The organism is Neorhizobium sp. T25_13 (assembly GCF_002968675.1).
GTDB classification, from domain to species: Bacteria; Pseudomonadota; Alphaproteobacteria; order Rhizobiales; family Rhizobiaceae; genus Neorhizobium; species Neorhizobium tomejilense.
In genome coordinates, this window is record NZ_PVBI01000008.1 from 44,975 (window position 1) to 63,844 (window position 18,870).

20 protein-coding genes are annotated in these 18,870 nt (G+C 61.8%); 5 read left to right on the forward strand and 15 right to left on the reverse strand.

What is annotated here, in order from left to right:
- Positions 1–46: 46 nt before the first annotated feature.
- The 6 genes from C5J22_RS19375 to C5J22_RS19400 form a co-directional block, all read right to left on the reverse strand.
- Positions 47–1,372, reverse strand: a complete 1,326-nt coding sequence (locus C5J22_RS19375; protein WP_046634479.1) for a sugar ABC transporter substrate-binding protein — start codon at positions 1,370–1,372, stop codon at positions 47–49.
- A 146-nt stretch (positions 1,373–1,518) separates the two neighbouring features.
- Entirely contained in the window at positions 1,519–2,472 is a 954-nt protein-coding gene (locus C5J22_RS19380) for a sugar-binding transcriptional regulator (RefSeq protein WP_046668339.1), read from the reverse strand.
- A 127-nt stretch (positions 2,473–2,599) separates the two neighbouring features.
- The gene (locus C5J22_RS19385) at positions 2,600–3,169 is read right to left on the reverse strand and encodes a Fic family protein (protein ID WP_105439555.1); all 570 of its coding nucleotides are present in this window, start codon (positions 3,167–3,169) and stop codon (positions 2,600–2,602) included.
- Complete coding sequence (locus C5J22_RS19390) at positions 3,166–3,360, reverse strand: hypothetical protein (RefSeq protein ID WP_105400068.1); 195 nt, start codon at positions 3,358–3,360, stop codon at positions 3,166–3,168. The genes C5J22_RS19385 and C5J22_RS19390 overlap by 4 nt, the downstream gene beginning before the upstream one ends.
- A gap of 114 nt (positions 3,361–3,474) precedes the next feature.
- A complete protein-coding gene (locus tag C5J22_RS19395) occupies positions 3,475–5,322 on the reverse strand; it encodes an ABC transporter ATP-binding protein (protein ID WP_105439556.1) in 1,848 nt (615 codons plus the stop codon).
- 16 nt (positions 5,323–5,338) lie between these two features.
- A complete protein-coding gene (locus C5J22_RS19400; RefSeq protein WP_105439557.1) occupies positions 5,339–6,502 on the reverse strand; it encodes a M20 aminoacylase family protein in 1,164 nt (387 codons plus the stop codon).
- A gap of 325 nt (positions 6,503–6,827) precedes the next feature.
- Between C5J22_RS19400 and C5J22_RS19405 the strand changes: the two genes are divergently transcribed.
- The 3 genes from C5J22_RS19405 to C5J22_RS19415 all read left to right on the forward strand — a co-directional run bounded on the left by C5J22_RS19405 (position 6,828) and on the right by C5J22_RS19415 (position 10,544).
- Positions 6,828–8,537 (forward strand): peptide ABC transporter substrate-binding protein, encoded by a 1,710-nt coding sequence (locus C5J22_RS19405; protein ID WP_105439558.1) that lies wholly within the window; start codon positions 6,828–6,830, stop codon positions 8,535–8,537.
- Between the two features lie 77 nt (positions 8,538–8,614).
- Positions 8,615–9,625 (forward strand): ABC transporter permease, encoded by a 1,011-nt coding sequence (locus tag C5J22_RS19410; protein ID WP_046634464.1) that lies wholly within the window; start codon positions 8,615–8,617, stop codon positions 9,623–9,625.
- A complete protein-coding gene (locus C5J22_RS19415) occupies positions 9,618–10,544 on the forward strand; it encodes an ABC transporter permease (RefSeq protein ID WP_046668344.1) in 927 nt (308 codons plus the stop codon). Before C5J22_RS19410 ends, C5J22_RS19415 begins: the two co-directional genes overlap by 8 nt.
- A 361-nt stretch (positions 10,545–10,905) precedes the next feature.
- On the opposite strand, the gene C5J22_RS19420 is transcribed toward C5J22_RS19415, so the two are convergent.
- From C5J22_RS19420 to C5J22_RS19430, 3 genes are all read right to left on the reverse strand, one after another.
- Complete coding sequence (locus C5J22_RS19420) at positions 10,906–11,847, reverse strand: sensor histidine kinase (RefSeq protein WP_245437366.1); 942 nt, start codon at positions 11,845–11,847, stop codon at positions 10,906–10,908.
- Between the two features lie 163 nt (positions 11,848–12,010).
- Positions 12,011–12,175 (reverse strand): DUF1328 domain-containing protein, encoded by a 165-nt coding sequence (locus tag C5J22_RS19425; RefSeq protein ID WP_105400063.1) that lies wholly within the window; start codon positions 12,173–12,175, stop codon positions 12,011–12,013.
- A gap of 81 nt (positions 12,176–12,256) precedes the next feature.
- The gene (locus C5J22_RS19430; RefSeq protein ID WP_105400062.1) at positions 12,257–13,051 is read right to left on the reverse strand and encodes a response regulator; all 795 of its coding nucleotides are present in this window, start codon (positions 13,049–13,051) and stop codon (positions 12,257–12,259) included.
- Positions 13,052–13,222: 171 nt separating this feature from the next.
- Between C5J22_RS19430 and C5J22_RS19435 the strand changes: the two genes are divergently transcribed.
- Positions 13,223–13,405 carry a NepR family anti-sigma factor gene (locus C5J22_RS19435; RefSeq protein WP_105400872.1) on the forward strand — a complete coding sequence of 61 codons (183 nt, stop codon included), beginning with the start codon at positions 13,223–13,225 and terminating at the stop codon, positions 13,403–13,405.
- A complete protein-coding gene (locus tag C5J22_RS19440) occupies positions 13,402–13,968 on the forward strand; it encodes an RNA polymerase sigma factor (protein ID WP_037077490.1) in 567 nt (188 codons plus the stop codon). Before C5J22_RS19435 ends, C5J22_RS19440 begins: the two co-directional genes overlap by 4 nt.
- 25 nt (positions 13,969–13,993) lie before the next feature.
- Here the strand turns inward: C5J22_RS19440 and C5J22_RS19445 are convergent, their stop codons facing one another.
- From C5J22_RS19445 to C5J22_RS19470, 6 genes are all read right to left on the reverse strand, one after another.
- Complete coding sequence (locus tag C5J22_RS19445) at positions 13,994–14,305, reverse strand: hypothetical protein (RefSeq protein ID WP_172746711.1); 312 nt, start codon at positions 14,303–14,305, stop codon at positions 13,994–13,996.
- A gap of 256 nt (positions 14,306–14,561) precedes the next feature.
- Complete coding sequence (locus tag C5J22_RS19450; protein WP_105439560.1) at positions 14,562–14,993, reverse strand: hypothetical protein; 432 nt, start codon at positions 14,991–14,993, stop codon at positions 14,562–14,564.
- 23 nt (positions 14,994–15,016) lie between these two features.
- A complete protein-coding gene (locus tag C5J22_RS19455) occupies positions 15,017–15,364 on the reverse strand; it encodes a YqjD family protein (RefSeq protein WP_105439561.1) in 348 nt (115 codons plus the stop codon).
- A gap of 222 nt (positions 15,365–15,586) precedes the next feature.
- Positions 15,587–16,981 carry an amidase gene (locus tag C5J22_RS19460; protein WP_105439562.1) on the reverse strand — a complete coding sequence of 465 codons (1,395 nt, stop codon included), beginning with the start codon at positions 16,979–16,981 and terminating at the stop codon, positions 15,587–15,589.
- A 23-nt stretch (positions 16,982–17,004) separates the two neighbouring features.
- Entirely contained in the window at positions 17,005–17,823 is an 819-nt protein-coding gene (locus C5J22_RS19465) for an ABC transporter permease (RefSeq protein ID WP_105439563.1), read from the reverse strand.
- Positions 17,820–18,770, reverse strand: a complete 951-nt coding sequence (locus C5J22_RS19470; RefSeq protein WP_105439564.1) for an ABC transporter permease — start codon at positions 18,768–18,770, stop codon at positions 17,820–17,822. Before C5J22_RS19470 ends, C5J22_RS19465 begins: the two co-directional genes overlap by 4 nt.
- Positions 18,771–18,870 lie beyond the last annotated feature (100 nt).

An 18,870-nucleotide genomic window follows, 5' to 3' on the forward strand; every position in this document is an offset into this window, starting at 1 on the left:
TCCGGCTGTCCGGCGCAGGATTGCCGGACAGCCGTGGCTCTGGAGCTTACTTCGGATAACCGGCGCGCTTCATTTCGCGCGTCGTAGCCGTCTGGGCCTGGGCAAGCGCATCGGCGACCGTGGACTGGCCGGCGACGACCGCCGAGAACAGCTGGCCGACATTGGTGCCGATCGCCTGGAATTCAGGGATCGCCACGAACTGGCCACCGGTATAGGGCACCGGCTTGACGGTCGGCTTGGTGATATCGGCAGCGCCCATCGCAGCAAGGGTCGGGGCTGCGAAGGCGGCGGCCTTCTGATAGTCCGCGTTGTTGTAGAGCGAGGTGCGGGTGCCCGGAGGAACGTTGGCCCAGCCTTCCTTGGCGGCGACGAGCTGGGTATACTCCTTGCTGGTTGCCCAGGAGATGAACTTCTGCGCCGAGTCAGCCTTCTTCGAAGAGTTCGGAACCGCGAGGTTCCACGACCACAGCCAGTTGCCATGGTTCTTCATCTCGCCCTTCACCGGGAAGAGCGCATAACCCACCTTGTCGGCAACCTTGGAATCCTTCGGGTTGGAAACGAAGGAGGCAGCCACGGTGGCGTCCATCCACATGCCGCATTTGCCCTGCTGGAACAGCGTCAGGTTTTCGTTGAAGCCGTTCGAGGATGCGCCGGACGGGCCGGCATCCTTCATCAGGTCCACATAGAACTGCAGGGCTGCCTTCCATTCCGGCTGGTCGAACTGCGGCGTCCACTTTTCGTCGAACCAGCGGCCGCCAAACGAGTTGGTGAGCGCCGTGATGAACGCCATGTTCTCGCCCCAGCCGGCCTTGCCGCGCAGGCAGATGCCGTTCACGTCGGTCTTGCGGTCGGTGATCTTGCGAGCCGCATCGCCGATGAATTCCCAGGTCGGGTTTTCCGGCATCTTGAGGCCGGCCTTCTCGAACAGGTCCTTGCGATACATGATCATCGCCGACTCGCCGTAGAACGGCGCGGCATAGAGCTTGCCGTTGACGGTCAGACCGCCCTTGATCGCCGGCAGGATGTCGTTGGTGTCGTATTTGTCGCCGAGCTTGTTCAGCTCGAGCAGCCAGCCCTGCTTGGCCCAGATCGGAACTTCGTAATTGCCGATCGTCAGGATGTCGTACTGGCCGCCCTTGGTGGCGATGTCGGTGGTGACACGCTCGCGCAGCACGTTTTCTTCCAGCGTGACCCAGTTGATCTGGATATCCGGGTTCGCCTTGGTGAACTCGGAAGTCAGGCCCTGCATGCGGACCATGTCGCCGTTGTTGACAGTCGCGATGGTGAGGGTTTCAGCCGAAGCCGCGGTGGAGAAAAGGCCGGCAAGCGCCAGCGCCGAGCAGGCGCCCAGCAAAATCGTCTTCAATGTCATATCTTCCTCCCAGAAGATGAGTAACGAGCATTCGCTTTGCTCATGGGCAATTACCCACATAATGGCGGAGGAAGTCAATCACCAATCGTCGCTGCAATGCAGCAGATATTGGTTATCTTATTGATTTCGTTACATGTAATTTTTGCTCAGCGACCGAGCAATTGCTCCGCAGTCGCCTCGTCGGTGATCACGCCGTTAATGATATTGCCCTTGAGCGCGGCGGAAATCGCCTGGAACTTCCTGCGTCCCTGCGCCAGACCGATGACGGAGGAGGTCTCCCGCGAGGGGATCGGCACGCTGGCGACGCGATCGTTGATGGAATTGGCGAGAAGCCGGCCCTGGTTGTCATAGACCCAGCCGCAGATCTCGCCGGCCGCGCCTTCCCGAACGAGCTTTTGCATTTCCTCCTTGCCGAGGAAGCCGTCGACGCAGAGTGGCCCGTCGGGCCCAAGTTCGCCGATGCCGACGAAGGTAACGTCCGCCTGAGCCCCAAGTTCGAGCGTCGAGCGCACCAGCGCCTGGTCGTGCAGGGTCTCGCGCTCCTCGGCGGAGGAACAGAGAACCGGCAGCGGCATCGGAAAATGCCGCGCCTTGATGGCATCCGCCATCGAGAAGATGACGTTGTAGAAGGCGGCCGATCCGTCCGGCCCGATATTGCCGGTCAGCGACACGATACGGTGCTGCGGGCACTCCATCGGCGGCAGTTGGTCGACGGCAGCCTTCAGCGTCCGGCCCGTGCCGACCGCGATGACGATCGGGTCCGGGCGCTTCAGCCAGCGTTCAATCTCGGCGGCGCCGGCTTCTGCAATCCCGACGGTGCTGGAGCCCCCCACCGGATCGCTCGGCACCACTTCGACATGCTTGAGGTCGTATTTCTTGCGCAACGCCTCGGCGAGTTCCAGGCAGGCTGCAATCGGATGGTCGAGGCGCACCTTGATCAGCCGTTCGGCAACCGCGAGCGACACCAGCCGCTGGGCCGACTGCCGCGAAATGCTCATGGCCGCGGCGATCTCGTCCTGGGTTCGCCCCGCGACGTAGTAGAGCCAGCCGGCCCGCGCCGCATCGTCGAGCCGCCCTTGCGTATCAGACCGTTTTGCCATGGCAGAAATTCTCCTCCACCTGTTGCTGCCATGGTTTCGGACGGTCTGTCAAACGGTTGGAAGAACGGGGCGGAGCAACGCAACCTTTATAATATAGCTTGAGGGGCACCTCGTGACGACTACTCCCTCACGCCATGCGCAGTGCATTGTCTATCACCTGCCCCATGAGATCGTATCGGGCGCGATGAGCCTCTTTCGACGCCTCCAGCCATCCGAGCGCATCGATCTTGGTCAGGTCGAGCGAATGGCCTGCCCGCTCCGAAAGCTGTTTCAGATATTGCAGCTGGGTGCGACCGTTTCCTTCACGAAAAGGATGGACATAATTTACGTCGCCGATGATCCGGGCAGCCTCGGCCGCAAATACCGATCGCTCCAGAAATCGCAGAAAATCGGATTTCACGATGCGGCGGTAAACATCTGCCATACCAATTTCGATATATTGCCGGAACTGGAATTGGCTCTCGCCCTTGGAAATTTCGACGGTGCGGATCTGTCCCGCCCATTCATAGATATCCTGGAAGAGATGGCGGTGGATTGCCTTCAGGTGCTTGAGATCGAAGTCGCCTGGTGGAATGCCTTCGCGGGCTCGCATGGTCGCGATTTCGCGCTCGTGATAGTCGAGCTTGTCAGCGTCGGTTAGGCCGAGCTTGTTTCGGAGAACACCAGTCCCTGGATAGACATAAGGGTCGTCGCTCATTCAGCCGCTTGCTGTGCAGCGGCGGCACGGGCTCGCTCAAGAATATAAGCCCTCTGGCGTTCCGGCGACCAACCCTCGCGGTCGAACATTTCGAACATCGCGATCTGCTCCGCATCGAGGGGATTGCCCTCGATCATTTGGAGGTGCGCCGCTTCAAGCGTGCGTTGCCGGATCGTGTCCTTGTCGCTCATGTGAGAAAATATCCTCATATCAAGACGGCAAACCGCCCGGATTTCTGACATTACAAAAATACCAGAAATCCGGGCGACCGGCAAATTCAGCGATCAATCACAGCGTGGAAACCCTCACGCCACCTGCACCACATGCCCCGCACTCACCTCGCGGTACTCCCGCTTTGGCGGCACGTAGTTGACCGGGCGGATCGGGCTCTTGATCTCGTCGGTCGACATGTTGCGCTTGATCCGCCGGCGGGACGGGTCCGGAATCGGCACGGCGGACATCAGCTTCCGCGTATAAGGATGCTGCGGGTTTTCGAACACTGCCGCACGAGGGCCGATCTCGACGATCTCGCCGAGATACATGACCGCGACGCGATGGCTGACCCGCTCCACCACCGCCATGTCATGGCTGATGAATAGGAAGGCCAGATTGAGGCTCTGCTGCAGGTCGAGGAGCAGGTTGCAGACCTGCGCCTTGATCGACACGTCGAGCGCCGAGACCGCTTCGTCGGCGACGATGATCTTCGGGTCGAGCATCAGCGCGCGGGCGATCGCGACGCGCTGGCGCTGGCCGCCGGAAAACTCGTGCGGGAAGCGCTTCATCATGTCGGCAGAAAGGCCGACCTTCTCCATCAGGCTCGCCGCCTTGTCGCGGGCCTGTTGTTTGGTCCCGAGGCCGTGCTCGATATAGGGCTCCATGACCGCCGAGCCGACGCTCATGCGCGGGTTCAGCGAGGCGAACGGATCCTGGAAGACCATCTGGATCGACCGGCGCATCTGGCGCAGCGTCGGTTGGTCGAGCTTCATGACCTCATAGCCGTCGAGGGTGACCTCGCCGCTGGTCGGCGTGATCAGGCGGGTGACGGAGCGGCCGGTGGTGGACTTGCCGCAACCCGATTCGCCAACCAGCGACAGCGTCTCGCCCGGGAACAGATCGAAGGAGACCTTTTCGACCGCATGCACCGCGCCGGATTTGCGGCCGAACAGGCCGGAATGGATGTCGAACCGGGTAGTCAGATCCCTGACGTCCAGGATCGGCGTCTTGCCCTTGCCGACCGTGTCGGTGACGTCGGCAAGCAGCATCTGTTCGCCGGTCTTGATATCGACGATCGGGAAACGCAACGGCAGCTTGCGCTCGCCCATCGAGCCGAGACGCGGCACGGCGGACAGAAGTGCGCGGGTATAGGGATGCTGGCCGCGGTGGAAGATGTCGCTGGTCTCGCCCGTCTCCACCGCATCGCCGCGATACATGACGATGGTGCGGTCGGCGACTTCGGCCACCACGCCCATGTCATGGGTGATGAAGAGGACCGACATGCCCTCCTCTTCCTGCAGCACCTTGATGAGGTCGAGGATCTGGCCCTGGATGGTGACGTCGAGCGCGGTGGTCGGCTCGTCGGCGATCAGCAGCTTCGGCCTGGCAGCGAGCGCCATGGCGATCATAACGCGCTGGCGCATGCCGCCGGAAAACTGGTGCGGATATTCGTCGAAACGCGACGAGGCGTTGGGGATACGCACCTTTTCGAGCAGGCGGATGACTTCCTTCTTCGCATCGGCATTGCTGATGTCGGTATGGACCGTCAGCGCCTCGGCGATCTGCTTGCCGATCGGGAAGATCGGGTTGAGCGAGGTCATCGGCTCCTGGAAGATCATCGAGATGTCTTTGCCGCGGACGCGGCGCATCTGCTCTTCCTGCAGCGAAAGCAGTTCGCGGCCGTTGAGGAAGACCTGGCCTTCGATCCTGCTCGAATTCTTCGGCAGCAGCCGCATGATCGACAGCGAAGTGACGCTCTTGCCCGAGCCCGATTCGCCGACGATCGCCACCGTCTCGCGCGGTGCCACGTCGAACGAGATGTTGCGCACCACGGTGCGCCATTCGTCGTTCACCCGGAACGAGGTTGAAAGATTGCGGACCGACAGGACAGGGGTCACCGAACCACCGCCCTGTTCCATGGAAGTGCCGGAAAGCAGCATGGAAATCTCCTTCGGATCAGGCGGCGAGCGCGGTTTCGGCGAGCGTGACCCAGTAGCTGACGCCAAAGGGAATTGCTTCGTCGTTGAAATCGTAGGCTGCGTTGTGGAGGCTGGCGGTATCGCCATTGCCGATGAAGATGAAGGCGCCCGGGCGCTTCTCCAGCATGTAGGAAAAATCTTCGGCACCCATATGCGGCGCCATGCCGGTCTGCACGGCCTTGGGACCGGCAACCTTGGCCGCGACCTCGACCGCGAAATCCGTCTCGTTGTCGTGGTTGAAGGTGACCGGATAACCGCGGCGATACATGATATCGGCCGTCGCGCCATGGGCGATCGCGGTCGATTGCGCCACTTCGCTCAGGCGTTTCTCGGCAAAATCGCGGGTTTCCGGCAGCAGTGTGCGCACCGTTCCGGCCATCTTGACATAGGCGGGGATGACGTTGCTGGCCTCGCCGCCATGGATCGAGGCGACGGTGACGACGAGCGACTTCAGGGGGTCGGTCTCGCGTGAGACGATCGACTGCAGCGCCAGCACGATATGCGAGGAGATCAGGATCGGATCGATCGAATTGTGCGGCTGCGCGGCATGGCTGCCGCGGCCGTGGACGGTGATCTCGAACGTGTCGGCCGCCGCCATGATGCCGCCCTTGCGGGTGGCGAAACTGCCGACCGGGAGGCGCGGCTCGTTATGCATGCCGTAGACTTCCTTGATGCCGAACTTCTCCATCATGCCGTCGTTGATCATCGCCAGCGCGCCCGCGCCGCCCTCTTCCGCCGGCTGGAAAATCACCGCGACCGAACCTTTGAAATTGCGGGTCTCGGCAAGGTATTGAGCCGCGCCGAGCAGCATGGCGGTATGGCCGTCATGGCCGCAGGAATGCGCCTTGCCGGGCGTCTTGGAAGCCCAGGGTTTGCCGGAGGTTTCGAGGATCGGCAGCGCGTCCATGTCGGCGCGGAAACCGATCACCGGACCATCGCCCTGGCTGCCCTTGATGATGCCGACGACGCCGGTCCTGCCGATGCCGGTCTCGACGACGTCGCAACCGAATGCCTTCAGCTTCTCGGCGACGAATTTCGAGGTCTCGTGAACGTCGTAGAGCAGCTCCGGATTCTCGTGAAGATGGCGCCGCCATTCGGCGACCTGATCCTGCATTTCCGCGACGCGATTGATGACTGGCATTACGTAGACCTCATTGTTTTCTTGCTGTTTCCCACTCTGGTCGGAGCGGATATTGCGACGCGAAGACACGATTTTGCAAGCTTCAATTTTCCGGCTTGAACGGAAAATAGGCCTATGCTTAGATGGCTCAAAATTTGATCATGCTCGCCAAAAGCAGCAGGATGAAACTTGTTCTTGAAGTAGTTTCGGAGGAGGAACGGACAAGAAATACGCTGCGAAGTCAATAAGTTGAGGAAGGCGACTTCGCAGTCCCGAGGCATAAAAAGCCGGCTTGACCGGCATGCCCAACCACAACTCATAAGAGAACGATAAGGGGAATAGCAGCATGAAAAACCTCAAACTTCTTCTGGCCGGCACAGTAGCCGCCCTGGCCTTCGCAGGCTCGGCCGCCTACGCGGCCCCCGGCACTGACGGGGATCTGAAGATCCTGTTCTGGCAGGCCGTTTCGACAATGAACCCCTACCTCTCCGGCGGCACCAAGGAAGTCTACGCGTCCTCGATGGTGATCGAACCGCTCGCCCGCTACGACGAAAAGGGCGGGCTCGTGCCGACGCTGGTCACCGAGATTCCGACCGTCGAAAACGGTGGCGTCGCCAAGGACCTGATGAGCATGACCTGGAAGATCAAGCCAGGGGTCAAGTGGTCGGACGGCACGCCTTTTACGGCTGACGACGTCATCTTCACCTGGAAATACTGCATCGCGCCGGACGGCGGTTGCGCCCAGGCCGCCCAGTACGAGGGCGTCAAGAGCGTCGAGGCGCCCGATCCGCAGACGGTCAAGATCACATTCACCGAACCGAAGCCCTATCCCTACAGCGCCTTCGTCGGCGCGCAGTCGCCGGTCATCCAGAAGAAGCAGTTCGAAAACTGCGTCGGCGCCAAGGCCCCGGGCTGCACCTCGGCCAATTTCGGCCCGATCGGCACCGGTCCTTTCGTCGTCAAGGAATTCAAGCCGAACGACGTCATCACGCTGACCGCCAACACGAACTACCGCGATGCGGCAAAGCCGGCCTTCGCGTCGGTCACCCTCAAGGGTGGCGGTGATGCTGCGTCGGCCGCGCGCGCCGTTCTCGAGACCGGCGAATATGACTATGCCTGGAACATGCAGGTAGAGCCGGAAATCCTCGCCAAGATGGTTGCCGCCGGCAAGGGCAAGTTGGTGACGTCCTTCGGCACGCAGGTCGAACGTATCAACCTCAACCACTATAATGCCGATCCGTCGCTTGGCGCAAAGCGCTCCACCAAGGACGCTGGCCCGCATCCGTCGCTCTCCGACCCGGCAGTCCGCCGCGCACTTTCGCTTGCCATCGACCGCGACATCATCGTCGAGGCCGGTTACGGCGCAGCCGGCAAGGCGACCTGCAACATCGTGCCCGCACCGGCAGCAGTCGCTTCCACCAAGAACGACAGCTGGTGCCTGAAGCAGGACATCGCCGCCGCCAACAAGCTGCTTGACGATGCCGGCTGGAAGAAGGGCCCGGATGGCATCCGCGCCAAGAACGGCGTGAAGCTCTCCTACCTCTACGCCACCTCCACCAACTCGGTTCGCCAGGCGACCCAGGAACTGGTGAAGGACATGTGGTCGCAGATCGGCGTCGGCGCCGAATTGCGCAATGCCAGCGCCTCGGTCTTCTTCGGCGGCGATCCGGCAAGCCCGGACACCTTCCAGAAGTTCTATGCCGACGTCGAAATGTACACCAACAACTTCGACGGCACCGACCCGGAAAAGTATCTCGCAGAATGGCTGTGCGACAAGGTGCCTAGCCCGGCGAACGGCTGGCAGGGCCAGAACATTCCGCGTTACTGCAACCCGGCCTATGACAAGCTGCTCGGCGAGCTTTCGAAGACCGCCGAGCTCGATAAGCGCTCAACGCTTGCCAAGCAGCTCAACGACATGCTGACCGAGGAAGGCGCGCATATCCCGCTCGTCCACCGCGGCAGCGTCTCCTCGCATTCTCTCAAGCTCGCCGGCGTAAAGATGAATGCGTGGGATAGCGAACTGTGGAACGTCGCCGACTGGTCGCGCGCGAAGTAATGCCGATCGCCGGGCCTGCCCCTGAGGCAGGCCCGGCGCCCGCATTTTCTTCTCCGTGCTAGTCTGGAGACTTATGCATGTTCACATACACTTTGCGGCGATTGCTCTTCGCAATCCCGACGCTGCTGATTATCAGCTTCGTCATTTTCGCGCTGCTTGATCTTGCACCCAACGATCCCACCGGCGACCTGCCGTTGACGATCCCGCCGGAGGTCCGCGAACAGATCCGTGCATCGCTCGGCCTCGATCAGCCATTCTTCTTCCGCTACCTCTATTGGCTGCAGCAATTCTTCATCAACGAACCACTCAACATCATCGAACGCATGACCGGTTGGCAGTTCGGCGACGGGAACCGCATGCGGGTGCTTTCCTGGGCGACCAGAAGCCCGGTGGTCGACCTGATTGTCCAGCGCCTGCCCCAGACGCTGTGGGTCGTCGGTCTCGCCTATGTGTTCGGAGTGTTGATCGCCGTTCCGATTGGCGTCATCTCCGCCTATAAGCAGTATTCGATCTTCGACCAGATCGGCACATTCGTGTCGATGGTCGGTTATTCGGTACCGACCTTCTTCACCGGCGTGCTGCTGGTGGTGATCTTCTCCTCGTATCTACAATGGTTCCCGTCGGTCTATGATACCAACCTTGTCGTTACCGACTTCTCGAGCTTCGTCCAGCAGATCAAGCAGATGGCCTTGCCGGTGGCGGTGCTGTCGCTCTTCAACGCGTCGCAGATCACCCGCTTCGTGCGGGCCTCGATGCTGGACAACCTGCACCAGGACTACGTGCGCACGGCGCGAGCCAAGGGCGTCAAGGAAAAGTCGGTTCTGCTCATCCACGTTTTGCGCAACAGCCTGATCCCGGTCGTCACCGTGATCGCGCTCGGCGTGCCGACGATCTTTTCGGGCGCCATCATCACCGAGCAGATCTTTCGCGTGAATGGCCTCGGCCAACTTCTGATCATCGCCGTCCAGGGGGCCGATATCCCGCTCGTCCAGACCCTGACCTTCATCTTCGCGGTGCTGATCGTGCTCTTCAACCTTATCGCCGATGTGCTCTACGGCATTCTTGACCCGAGGATCCGTTATGACTGATGCGACCATCGCAACCGCGCCGCCCGCCAAGGCGGCAACTCCCACCCGATCGGCCCTCGCAGACATCTGGCGCCAGTTCCGTGCCCATAGAGGCGGCGTCGTCGGGCTTATCGTCTTTACCTTCATAGTCCTGGCGGTCTTCGTCGGCCCGTATATCCACCGCGTGGCCCCGAACGCCATCAACATCCGCGACAAGAACCAATGGCCGTCCCTGGCTCATCCGTTCGGTACCGACAACCTGGGCAAGGACATGCTTGCCCAGGTGCTCGCCGGCGGCCGCATCTCGCTTGCGGTCGGCATCACGGCCATGCTGCTGGCGCTCTTCCTCGGGACGCTGGTCGGAGTGGTTTCCGGCTATATCCGCAGGCTCGACGGGCCGCTGATGCGCATCACCGACCTGTTCCTGGCCTTGCCGCTGCTGCCGCTGCTGCTCGTCATCCTGATGCTGTTCCGCGATACGCTGCGGGCTGCATTCGGGCCCGAAACCGGCATCTTCATCCTGATCGTCTTCGTGATCGGGATCACCAGCTGGATGCACACCGCCCGCATCGTGCGCGGCGACGTGCTGGCCGTCAAAAGTCAGGAATTCATCCTGGCGGCGAAATCGAGCGGCATGCGGGAATATCGGATCATCCTCAAGCACATCCTGCCGAACGTGCTAAGCTCGATCATGGTTTCCGCGACATTGGGCATCGCTTCGGCGATCATCACTGAATCGGCGCTGAGCTTCCTCGGTCTCGGCTTTCCCTCGGACTTTCCGACCTGGGGACGGCTTTTGTTCGACGGGGCCAACTTCCTGCAACTCACGCCTTCGCGCGTTTTGTGGCCGGGACTGGCAATCTCCGCCACGGTGCTCAGCGTCAACTACATGGGAGACGCTATCCGCGACGCGCTCGACCCGAGGGCACTCAAGCACTGATCTTGCGGCACCGGCTCGATCCGAATGGCGGCTGCAAAGCCGCCATTTTTCATTCGGCCCCAGCCCAAAACAGCCCCTAAAAAAACTTAGAAAAAAGTTTCGAACCGCCGGAACCTATTTCCAGGGCGCTCGTTATATGAGTGTTCGAAGGCAACCCCCCGTCCCCCGCCCTACAAAGCCTTCGGACATACTCTTCAATCCCCCTCGAAGAGACGAACTGGCTCGGCTCCGTCAAACGGAACCGGGCCAGCTCAGTTTGGTGGGTAGTAATCGTTACGATGGAGCCGGATTTTGGCAAATGCTTTCGTCTCGGGTGGAATCGAAAGCTACTCACTAACGACCAATCACTACCGACTCTCTTTCAGTCCCCGCCGCTCTCCAGCGGGAAGACCAGCCGGTAGCTGATGCGGTCGCTGGAGATGACGTATTGCGCCTTGCCGTTGACGGAGGCCGGAACGACACGTTCCAGCACGGTGCTGCCGAAATGCGCTTTCAGCGAGTCCTCGGTATCTTCGGGACTCCGGCTGGCGTCCAGCACCTCGTCCCAGATCATCTCGAGCGAGTCATGGCCGTTGAGATGCATACGGGTGCAGGTGACGTTGATCACCCTGCCGCTGCGCAAAAGCGAGCCGTGGCTGACCGCGTTGACGATCAGCTCATGCAGCGCCAGTCCGATATGCAGCGAAGCGTTCGGCGTCAGAAGAATATTGTCGCCGTGGACACGCACCAGATGCTTGTTCTCGGGCAGGTATTTTTCCGTCTGCTGCTGCACCAGTTCGAAGAAATAGGCGCCGCGCCAGCTGGAATCGGTGATCAGGTCCTGGCTCTGCGAAAGGGAATAGAGCCGCCCCCGGAACTTGTGCAGAAACAATTCCAGCGAGCCCGAATAACGGGCCGTCTGCAGCGCGATGCTCTGGATGATGGCGAGCAGGTTCTTGGAGCGGTGGCTGACCTCGCGCAGCAGCGCGCGCAACAGCCGCTCGCGGTGACGCTCCTCGGAACGGTCGATGATCGTGGTGACGAAATGCAGGCCGCCATTGGAGAATTCCACCGTCTGGACCCGGAACTCGTAAATCTGCTCGGTGCCGATGGTAATCTCGATATGGCCCTTGCGCCCGGCTTCCGTCATGCCGTCCTTGAGGGTCGCGAGCTTTGCCCCGACCTCCTCGCCGAACAGGCTGACATCTGTGGGTGTCCTGACATGCTCGACAGCCCAGACCTCCGGAAGATGCGTGACGAAGAGGTAGTTCCGGCCGGCGTCCTGGATCATGATGCTGGCGCCGAGATCCACCAGTGCCGGCATGAAAAATTCACGTAACTTGTCATCACTCTGACCAGCCTGCTGCCATGTCAGGGGATGCACCAAATTCCTCACTCCGTCCGCGGGCTAGCTGGGAAAACTGGGCGCCTGCCGAACGCATGGATACCCGCATTTATGAGCATGATTATCCGCCTTTTATAGGACGTCAAACGCGCCGGAACAACCCGACGACCAGCGATATCAGCAGCAGTGCGAGAAAGAGGAAAAACAGGAGCTGGGCGAGACCGGTTGCCGTTCCCGCGATGCCGCTGAAGCCAAGCGCACCGGTGACGATCGCCACGAGCAGGCAGACAAGAGCATAATACAACATGGGTTTTCCTCTTCGGATGCGCCAGAACGCCCACCTGTTGTATATTGTTCCGGCCTGCCGGCCCGACTGCCGCCGATGGGATCAAGCGGCGGCCCTGACGGCTTCGTTGAAGAACAGCGCCTGGCTGATCAAGGCCTTCACCATGTCCGGATTGAACGGCTTGGTGACCAGGAAGGCCGGTTCCGGGCGTTCTCCGGTGAGAAGCCGTTCCGGGAAGGCGGTGATGAAGATCACCGGCACGCTCGAAGACTTCAGGATTTCGTTGACCGCGTCGATCCCGGAGCTGCCGTCGGCAAGCTGGATGTCGGCCAGCACCATTTTCGGGTGCGAAGACTGGAAGAGCGATACCGCTTCCTTGTGGGTGCGCGCGATGCCCGTGACGCGGTGGCCGAGATCCTGCACCATCTGCTCGATATCGAGCGCGATCAGCGGCTCGTCCTCGATGATCATGATGTCGGTTGCCACCTGCCGCGAGATTTCGCGGGTCGCGTCTTCGAGCAGGCGGTTCACCTCGGCAGTGCTGACTTCGAGGACTTCGGCGGCTTCCTCGATGCTGAAACCTTCGACCGAGACCAGCAGAAAGGCATGCCGCGACTGAGAGGGAAGCATCGAGAGATTGGCTGCCGCGCGCTGCTCCCAGGCGAACGGCGATTCGATGGGGCGAATCTCAATGTTCGTGGAACCAAAAATTGTAACAAAGAGTTTATAGAGCGAGACACGGTCCTTGGACGTTTCGGGGAATATCGAAACGTCTGCGATCAACGCTTCCAGGACCGCGGCAACATAGGCGTCTCCTGAGGTCTGTGATCCGGTGACGGCGCGAGCATACCGACGCAGATATGGAAGGTGAGACGCAACGCGTGTGGTGAGTGACATACAAAATCTCCCTCGGTGCCCAGTGGGCAATTGACCTGTTATGAACGTGGGCCTGGAAAAAAAGTTCCGCAAGAGTGGAACTTTTTTTGCCGCCAGGAATTCTTCTGCCCGACGATATCGCAACAGGCTGCCCGCGTGATGAGTGACGACGACAATAGAAAAAAAGAAGAGATGACAGCAATCCAGCCCCATGAAGTCCGACCCGGAGCGGTGCCGCCGAATGCATCCATATCCCGCAAGTTACGGGACTTCTACGACGCAGTACAGGAAGAAGGTATTCCGGATCGTTTCCTCGATCTTCTCGAACGCCTGGAACAGGCAGAGAAGAACGCTAAGCCGGTGAACGCAAAATGAGTAAGGAAGACGAGATCGACGATCGCGGCTTCAAGCGCGACCTTCTCGCGTCGCTGCCCAATCTGCGTGCATTCGCCGTATCCCTGACGGGCCGTCACGACAAGGCCGACGACCTTGTGCAGGATACGATCATGAAAGCCTGGGCCAACCAGACCAGCTTCACTGCCGGCACCAACATGCGGGCCTGGCTGTTCACCATCCTGCGCAACGAATTCTACAGCCAGATGCGAAAGCGCGGACGCGAGGTGCAGGATAGCGATGGCCTGTTCAGCGAGCGGTTTTCTGTCCATCCGGAACAGTACGGCAGGCTCGACCTGCAGGATTTCCGCAAGGCCCTCGACAAGCTGCCCGACGATCAGCGCGAAGCGATCATCCTCGTGGGCGCTGCCGGTTTTGCCTATGAGGAAGCGGCTGCCATCTGCGGCTGCGCCGTCGGCACGATCAAGAGCCGCGTCAGCCGCGCCCGCACCCGCCTCCAGGAGCTGCTGGGCGTCTCCGGCGAGGGCGATTACGGCCCGGACGCAGGCGACGCGGCGATCACCTCCCGCGCCTTCGGCAGCTAATCTTCCAGACTTGCGAAGACGCCGCTCACATCCGGGCGGCGTTTTTGACGGCGTCGACGAGGTGGTGGTCGTCGAACGGTTTTGCGACGACGGTTATTCCGTCCCAGCCCTTCAGGCCATCCATATCCTCGACGCTGAGCGTGGTAAAAACCAGTCCGGCCCCGCAGGCTCTCAACCGAAGCGCCGCATCCTCACTCTCCCCACGGATCAGGGCAAAATCTATCACGACGACGTCGAACAGGCCTTGCTCCAGATCCATTGCATAAGTGCGCGGCGTGGCGACCTTAACCTCGCAGGCAAGCACCTCGGTGAGAACGGTTTCCACTTCCATGGCCACCAGGAACTCCCGATCGACAACGAGGATTCGCAACAATTAAGTCCGCCCGAGATTCGACAACGAAAATCGGCTAGACCACCGAAAGAACGCCCGGTCATTTACAAAAGACACAGGGCGGTCGCAAACCGCCTGCCATTGCCCACAAAGCCCCCTCTTTCGTCGAGAGCAGGCCCAGCACAGCGCGGAATATGGCCGCCCGCGCGAGGCAGGCGGCCATTGATCGGGTCGGGGATAGGTCGGGCGGCCGAAAAATCCGCTACTCGGCCGGCTCGGAATCTTGGCGGCTCGAAGCGCCCATGGTTTTGGTGGCGAGGAAGCCGAGACCGGCGACCGCCGCGACGAGCAGAAGAGGGCGGGATTTGACGAGCAACGGCAATGCCGTCAGAGCCGCCGTCATCATCAGCGCCTTGGAACTGTTGGAGGCTGCCGCTTCCCGTTTGCGGCGCTGTTCGGCACCGTTGGCGATCACGGCCCACAGATAGACGGCGAGTGCCAGCACAAGCGCGCCGCCGGCGACTGCCAGCAACGCCATCGACGCCCCCCATATGCCGGCGAGATAGACGGCGAGCGCCGCCACCAGCAGCCCGTAGGCGGTCAGCAGGAAAAGCAGCACCAGCGCGTAGAGGGCCGCGTTTCTTTTGAGCCTGCGCGTAAACGCCGCGACATCCATCGCGGCGAGCGAAGCCAACAGGGGACCAAGTCCTGCCATCATCAGCGGCGCGTCAGCAGCGCGAACAGGAAACCGACGCCGGCGGCGATGGCGACGGCCTGGATAGGGTTGGAGCGGATCTGACGCTCCAGGTCCCTTTCCATCGACAGTGCCTGATCGCGCGCAGCTTCCACCATCTGCATCGAGGCATCGGCGGCGTCGCCAGCGACGCGACGAGCCTTGCCCTTGTATTCGCTGGCCTTCTCGGTGCCGACCGCGGCAACGCTGCGTGTAAGCGCTGCGATATCGTCACGGAGTTGCTGGATCTGGGCTTCGACATCCTTGCTGGCTGACGAATTCTGGCCGGTGCCGTTGCGGGCGAAGTCGGTCGTGGGGTTGGCTGCGGGCATATCGGATCTCCTGTTTTGCGGACCTTAGAGGATGCGCGCCGCGGAAGGCTTTGCGCAGAATCAAACGGCGTCGGAAACGTGGAACGGGATCGGTCCCCCCAAGCGAGCGGCGCACGCCACTCACTTCACGGTTCTTGTCGCCGCCGTTGAACGCTGCAAAGGCGCGATTGTTCCCCGGCGCGGTTGCACCGAAGCGGAAATCTCCCGGAAGGTTTGGAAAACTTAAGGGGCCGGCGGCTCGGGCCAGGCGGAAACGCCCCCGGTCCATTGTTCGAAGGCCCTGGAGAGTTTCAGCACGAGCAGGTCGTCATAGCGCGGACCAACGATCTGCAGGCCGATCGGCATGCCGGATTTCGAAAAACCGCAGTTGATCGACGAGGCCGGTTGTTCCGACATGTTCCACGGTACGGTGAAGCCGATATGTTCGAAGGGCAAAGCCGGATCGTTGGTCGGCGAGGCCCACTCGGCCGGATAGGAAACAATCGGATTGGTCGGCGAAATCACTGCATCGACGGTCGTGAACAGCTTTCCGCAGGCTTTGCGCATCTCGATCGTCTGGTTGAAGCCGCGCACCGCCTCGACGCCGGAAATGTAAGTGCCGCCCTCCGCCCACTGGTAGATATAGGGGAGGATCAGCGCCCGACGCTCTTCCGGCATTTTCTCGATATCGCCCCAGAACCGCGAGCGCCAGAAACTGTCTAGCCCGTCGAGCATGATGCGGTTCATGACCGGTTCGACGGGGATGATGACCGCCCCCGCCTCCTCGAAGCGTTTGGCGGCGGCCACGACCGCATCGCGGACCTCGTCCTCCACGGCAAGGCCGATGCCGGCGTCGAGCATCAGGCCGATCTTCAAACCCTTGACGTCGATGTCGAAATCCAGCCAGTCGAAATCGTTGGGCGGCAGTGAGGTGCCGTCGCGCCAGTCGGGACGCGACAGCGTCGCCATGGAGAAGGCGGCATCTTCGACGGTGCGGGTCATCGGCCCCGCGCAACGGCCGACATAATAAGGATCGACCGGGATACGGCCCTGGCTCGGCTTGAAGCCGAACAGCCCTGTCCAGCCGGCCGGCAGGCGCACCGAGCCGCCGATATCCGTGCCGATATGCAGAGGGCCAAAACCAGCGGCACCTGCAGCCGACGCGCCGGCGCTCGATCCGCCCGGGTTCTGGGTGAGATCCCAAGGATTGCGGCTGAGCTGATGGAAGCTCGACAGGCCGGAGGAGAGCATGCCGTAGTCCGGGCAGGTGGTCTTGGCAAAGATCACCGCGCCGTCCTCCCTCATGCGCGCGGCGATGGGCGCGTCTTCCGTGGCCGGCACCAGTTCGACCGCGGCGGTCCCGAGCGGCACCGGCTGCCCCTTGGTGGCGATCAGTTCCTTCAGCGTCACCGGAATGCCGTCGAGGGGCCCAAGCCTCGCACCCTTCATCCAGCGATCGGTGGAGGCTGCGGCCTGCGCCCTGGCGCTGTCCGGATCGTAGAGATAGAGGGCCTGCACATGCGGCTCGAAGGCGGCGACACGATCCTCGACCGCCAGCCAGTATTCCGATGGCGAGAGCTTCCTCGCCGAATAGAGATCGAGCAGTTCGCGTATCGTCAGTTTCAAGAGGTCATTCATCGCAATATCTTCGTTTTTCGAAATCAGGAATTGTCTCGGGGATCGAGGAGGTCGCGCAGGCCGTCACCGAGCATGTTGAGGCCGAGCACGGCAAGCGCGATGGCAAGCCCCGGCATCAGCGCCAGCCACGGCGCCTGGCCGAGGAACGTCTGCGCGTCGGCCAGCATCCGCCCCCAGGTGGGCGTTGGCGGCGGCATGCCGAGACCGAGGAAGGAGAGGCCGGCTTCCGTCAGGATCGCAAGGCCGAGCTGGATCGTCACCTGCACGATGATCTGGTTGGAGATGTTCGGCAGCACGTGCACGAGCGTGATCTTGGCTTTCGGGCGGCCCATGCTGACGGCGGCGGTAACATAATCCCGCGTCCATATCTGCAGGGCAGCGCCGAGCGCGAGCCGCGCAAAGACCGGCACCATGAACACGCCGATGGCGATGATCGCCGTGAACCGGCCCGAGCCGATGAAGGCGCCGAGCATCATCGCCGAGAGGATTGGCGGAACCGCGAAGACGATGTCGCAGCCACGCATGACGACGAGTTCCAGCCAGCCCCGCCGCATCGCGACGACGACGCCGATGGCCGTGCCGACGCTCGCGCCGAGAAGCACCGCGAGAATGGAGGTCGACAGCGAATTCCAGGCTCCGACCATCAACATCGAGGCTACGTCGCGGCCGAACTGGTCAGTGCCGAGGAGGCCGAAATCGAGTGGTGCCTTGAGCTTGTGGACGATGTTCATTTTCGTCGGCGGGAACGGCGTCCAGACGAGCGACAGCAGCGCCACGGCAAACAGCGCCAGCGTGATGACGAGCCCGATGAGGAAGACAGGGCGGCGAAGCAGTTTCCTCATTGCGCACCGGCCCTAAGGCGCGGATCGACGACCAGGTAGGCGAGATCGACCAGGAAATTCATCAGGATCACCAGGGCCGAGAAGAACAGCACGACATCCTGCATGACGATGATGTCGCGCTGGGAGAGCGCCTGATAGGCAAGCCGCCCGAGGCCCGGCAGGTTGAAGACGTTCTCGACCAGCACCGCGCCGGCAATCAGGAAGGTGAATTGCAGGCCGAGCATGGTGAACACCGGCACCAGCGCGTTCGGGACGGCGTGCCGCCAGATGGCGATGCCCTCGCTCAGGCCCTTGGCGCGGGCGGTGCGCACGAAATCCTCGTTCATCACCTCCAGAACCGCGGCCCGCGCCACGCGCGTCAGCACGCCGGCCTGCGGCAGGGCGAGCGCCACGGCCGGCAGGAGGAGCGCCTTGAGGCCGGCAAGAAACCCTGCGTCCCAGCCGGGAAACCCGCCCGCCGGCATCCAGCCAAGCATGGTGGAGAACAGGATGATCAGCAGCAGTCCGACCCAGAAGGCCGGCACCGCGATGCTGATATAGGAGAACAATCCGGCGACGAAATCAAAAGGCCCGTTGTGCTTGCGCGCCGCCTGAACGCCGAGCGGGATGGCGATCGTCACCGAGAGCACGATGGCGATCAGCGCCAGCGGCAGGGTGACCGCAAGCCGTTCGCCGATCAGCCCCGCGACCGGCACGCCATAGGTATAGGACTGCCCGAGATCGCCCCGGAAGACGCCGGCTAGCCAGGCGAGGTAACGGACGGGGAGCGGCTGGTCGAGACCCAGCTGTTTCTGCAGCGCCGCGAGCGTTTCCGGGCTTGCCGAGGTACCGAGCATGATCGCCGCCGGATCGCCGGGCAGCAGGTCCATGACGGTGAAGATCAGCAACGAGACGATGAGCAGCGTGATGGCAAGGCTCAAGATTCGGCGGATGACGATGGAGATCATGGGTTCATCACCTCCCTCTTCTCCCCCACGGGGAGAAGTGCCGAGCGGACGCGAGGCGATGAGGGGGCCGGCGGAGCCGGGCCAATCGATCCAGCGGATC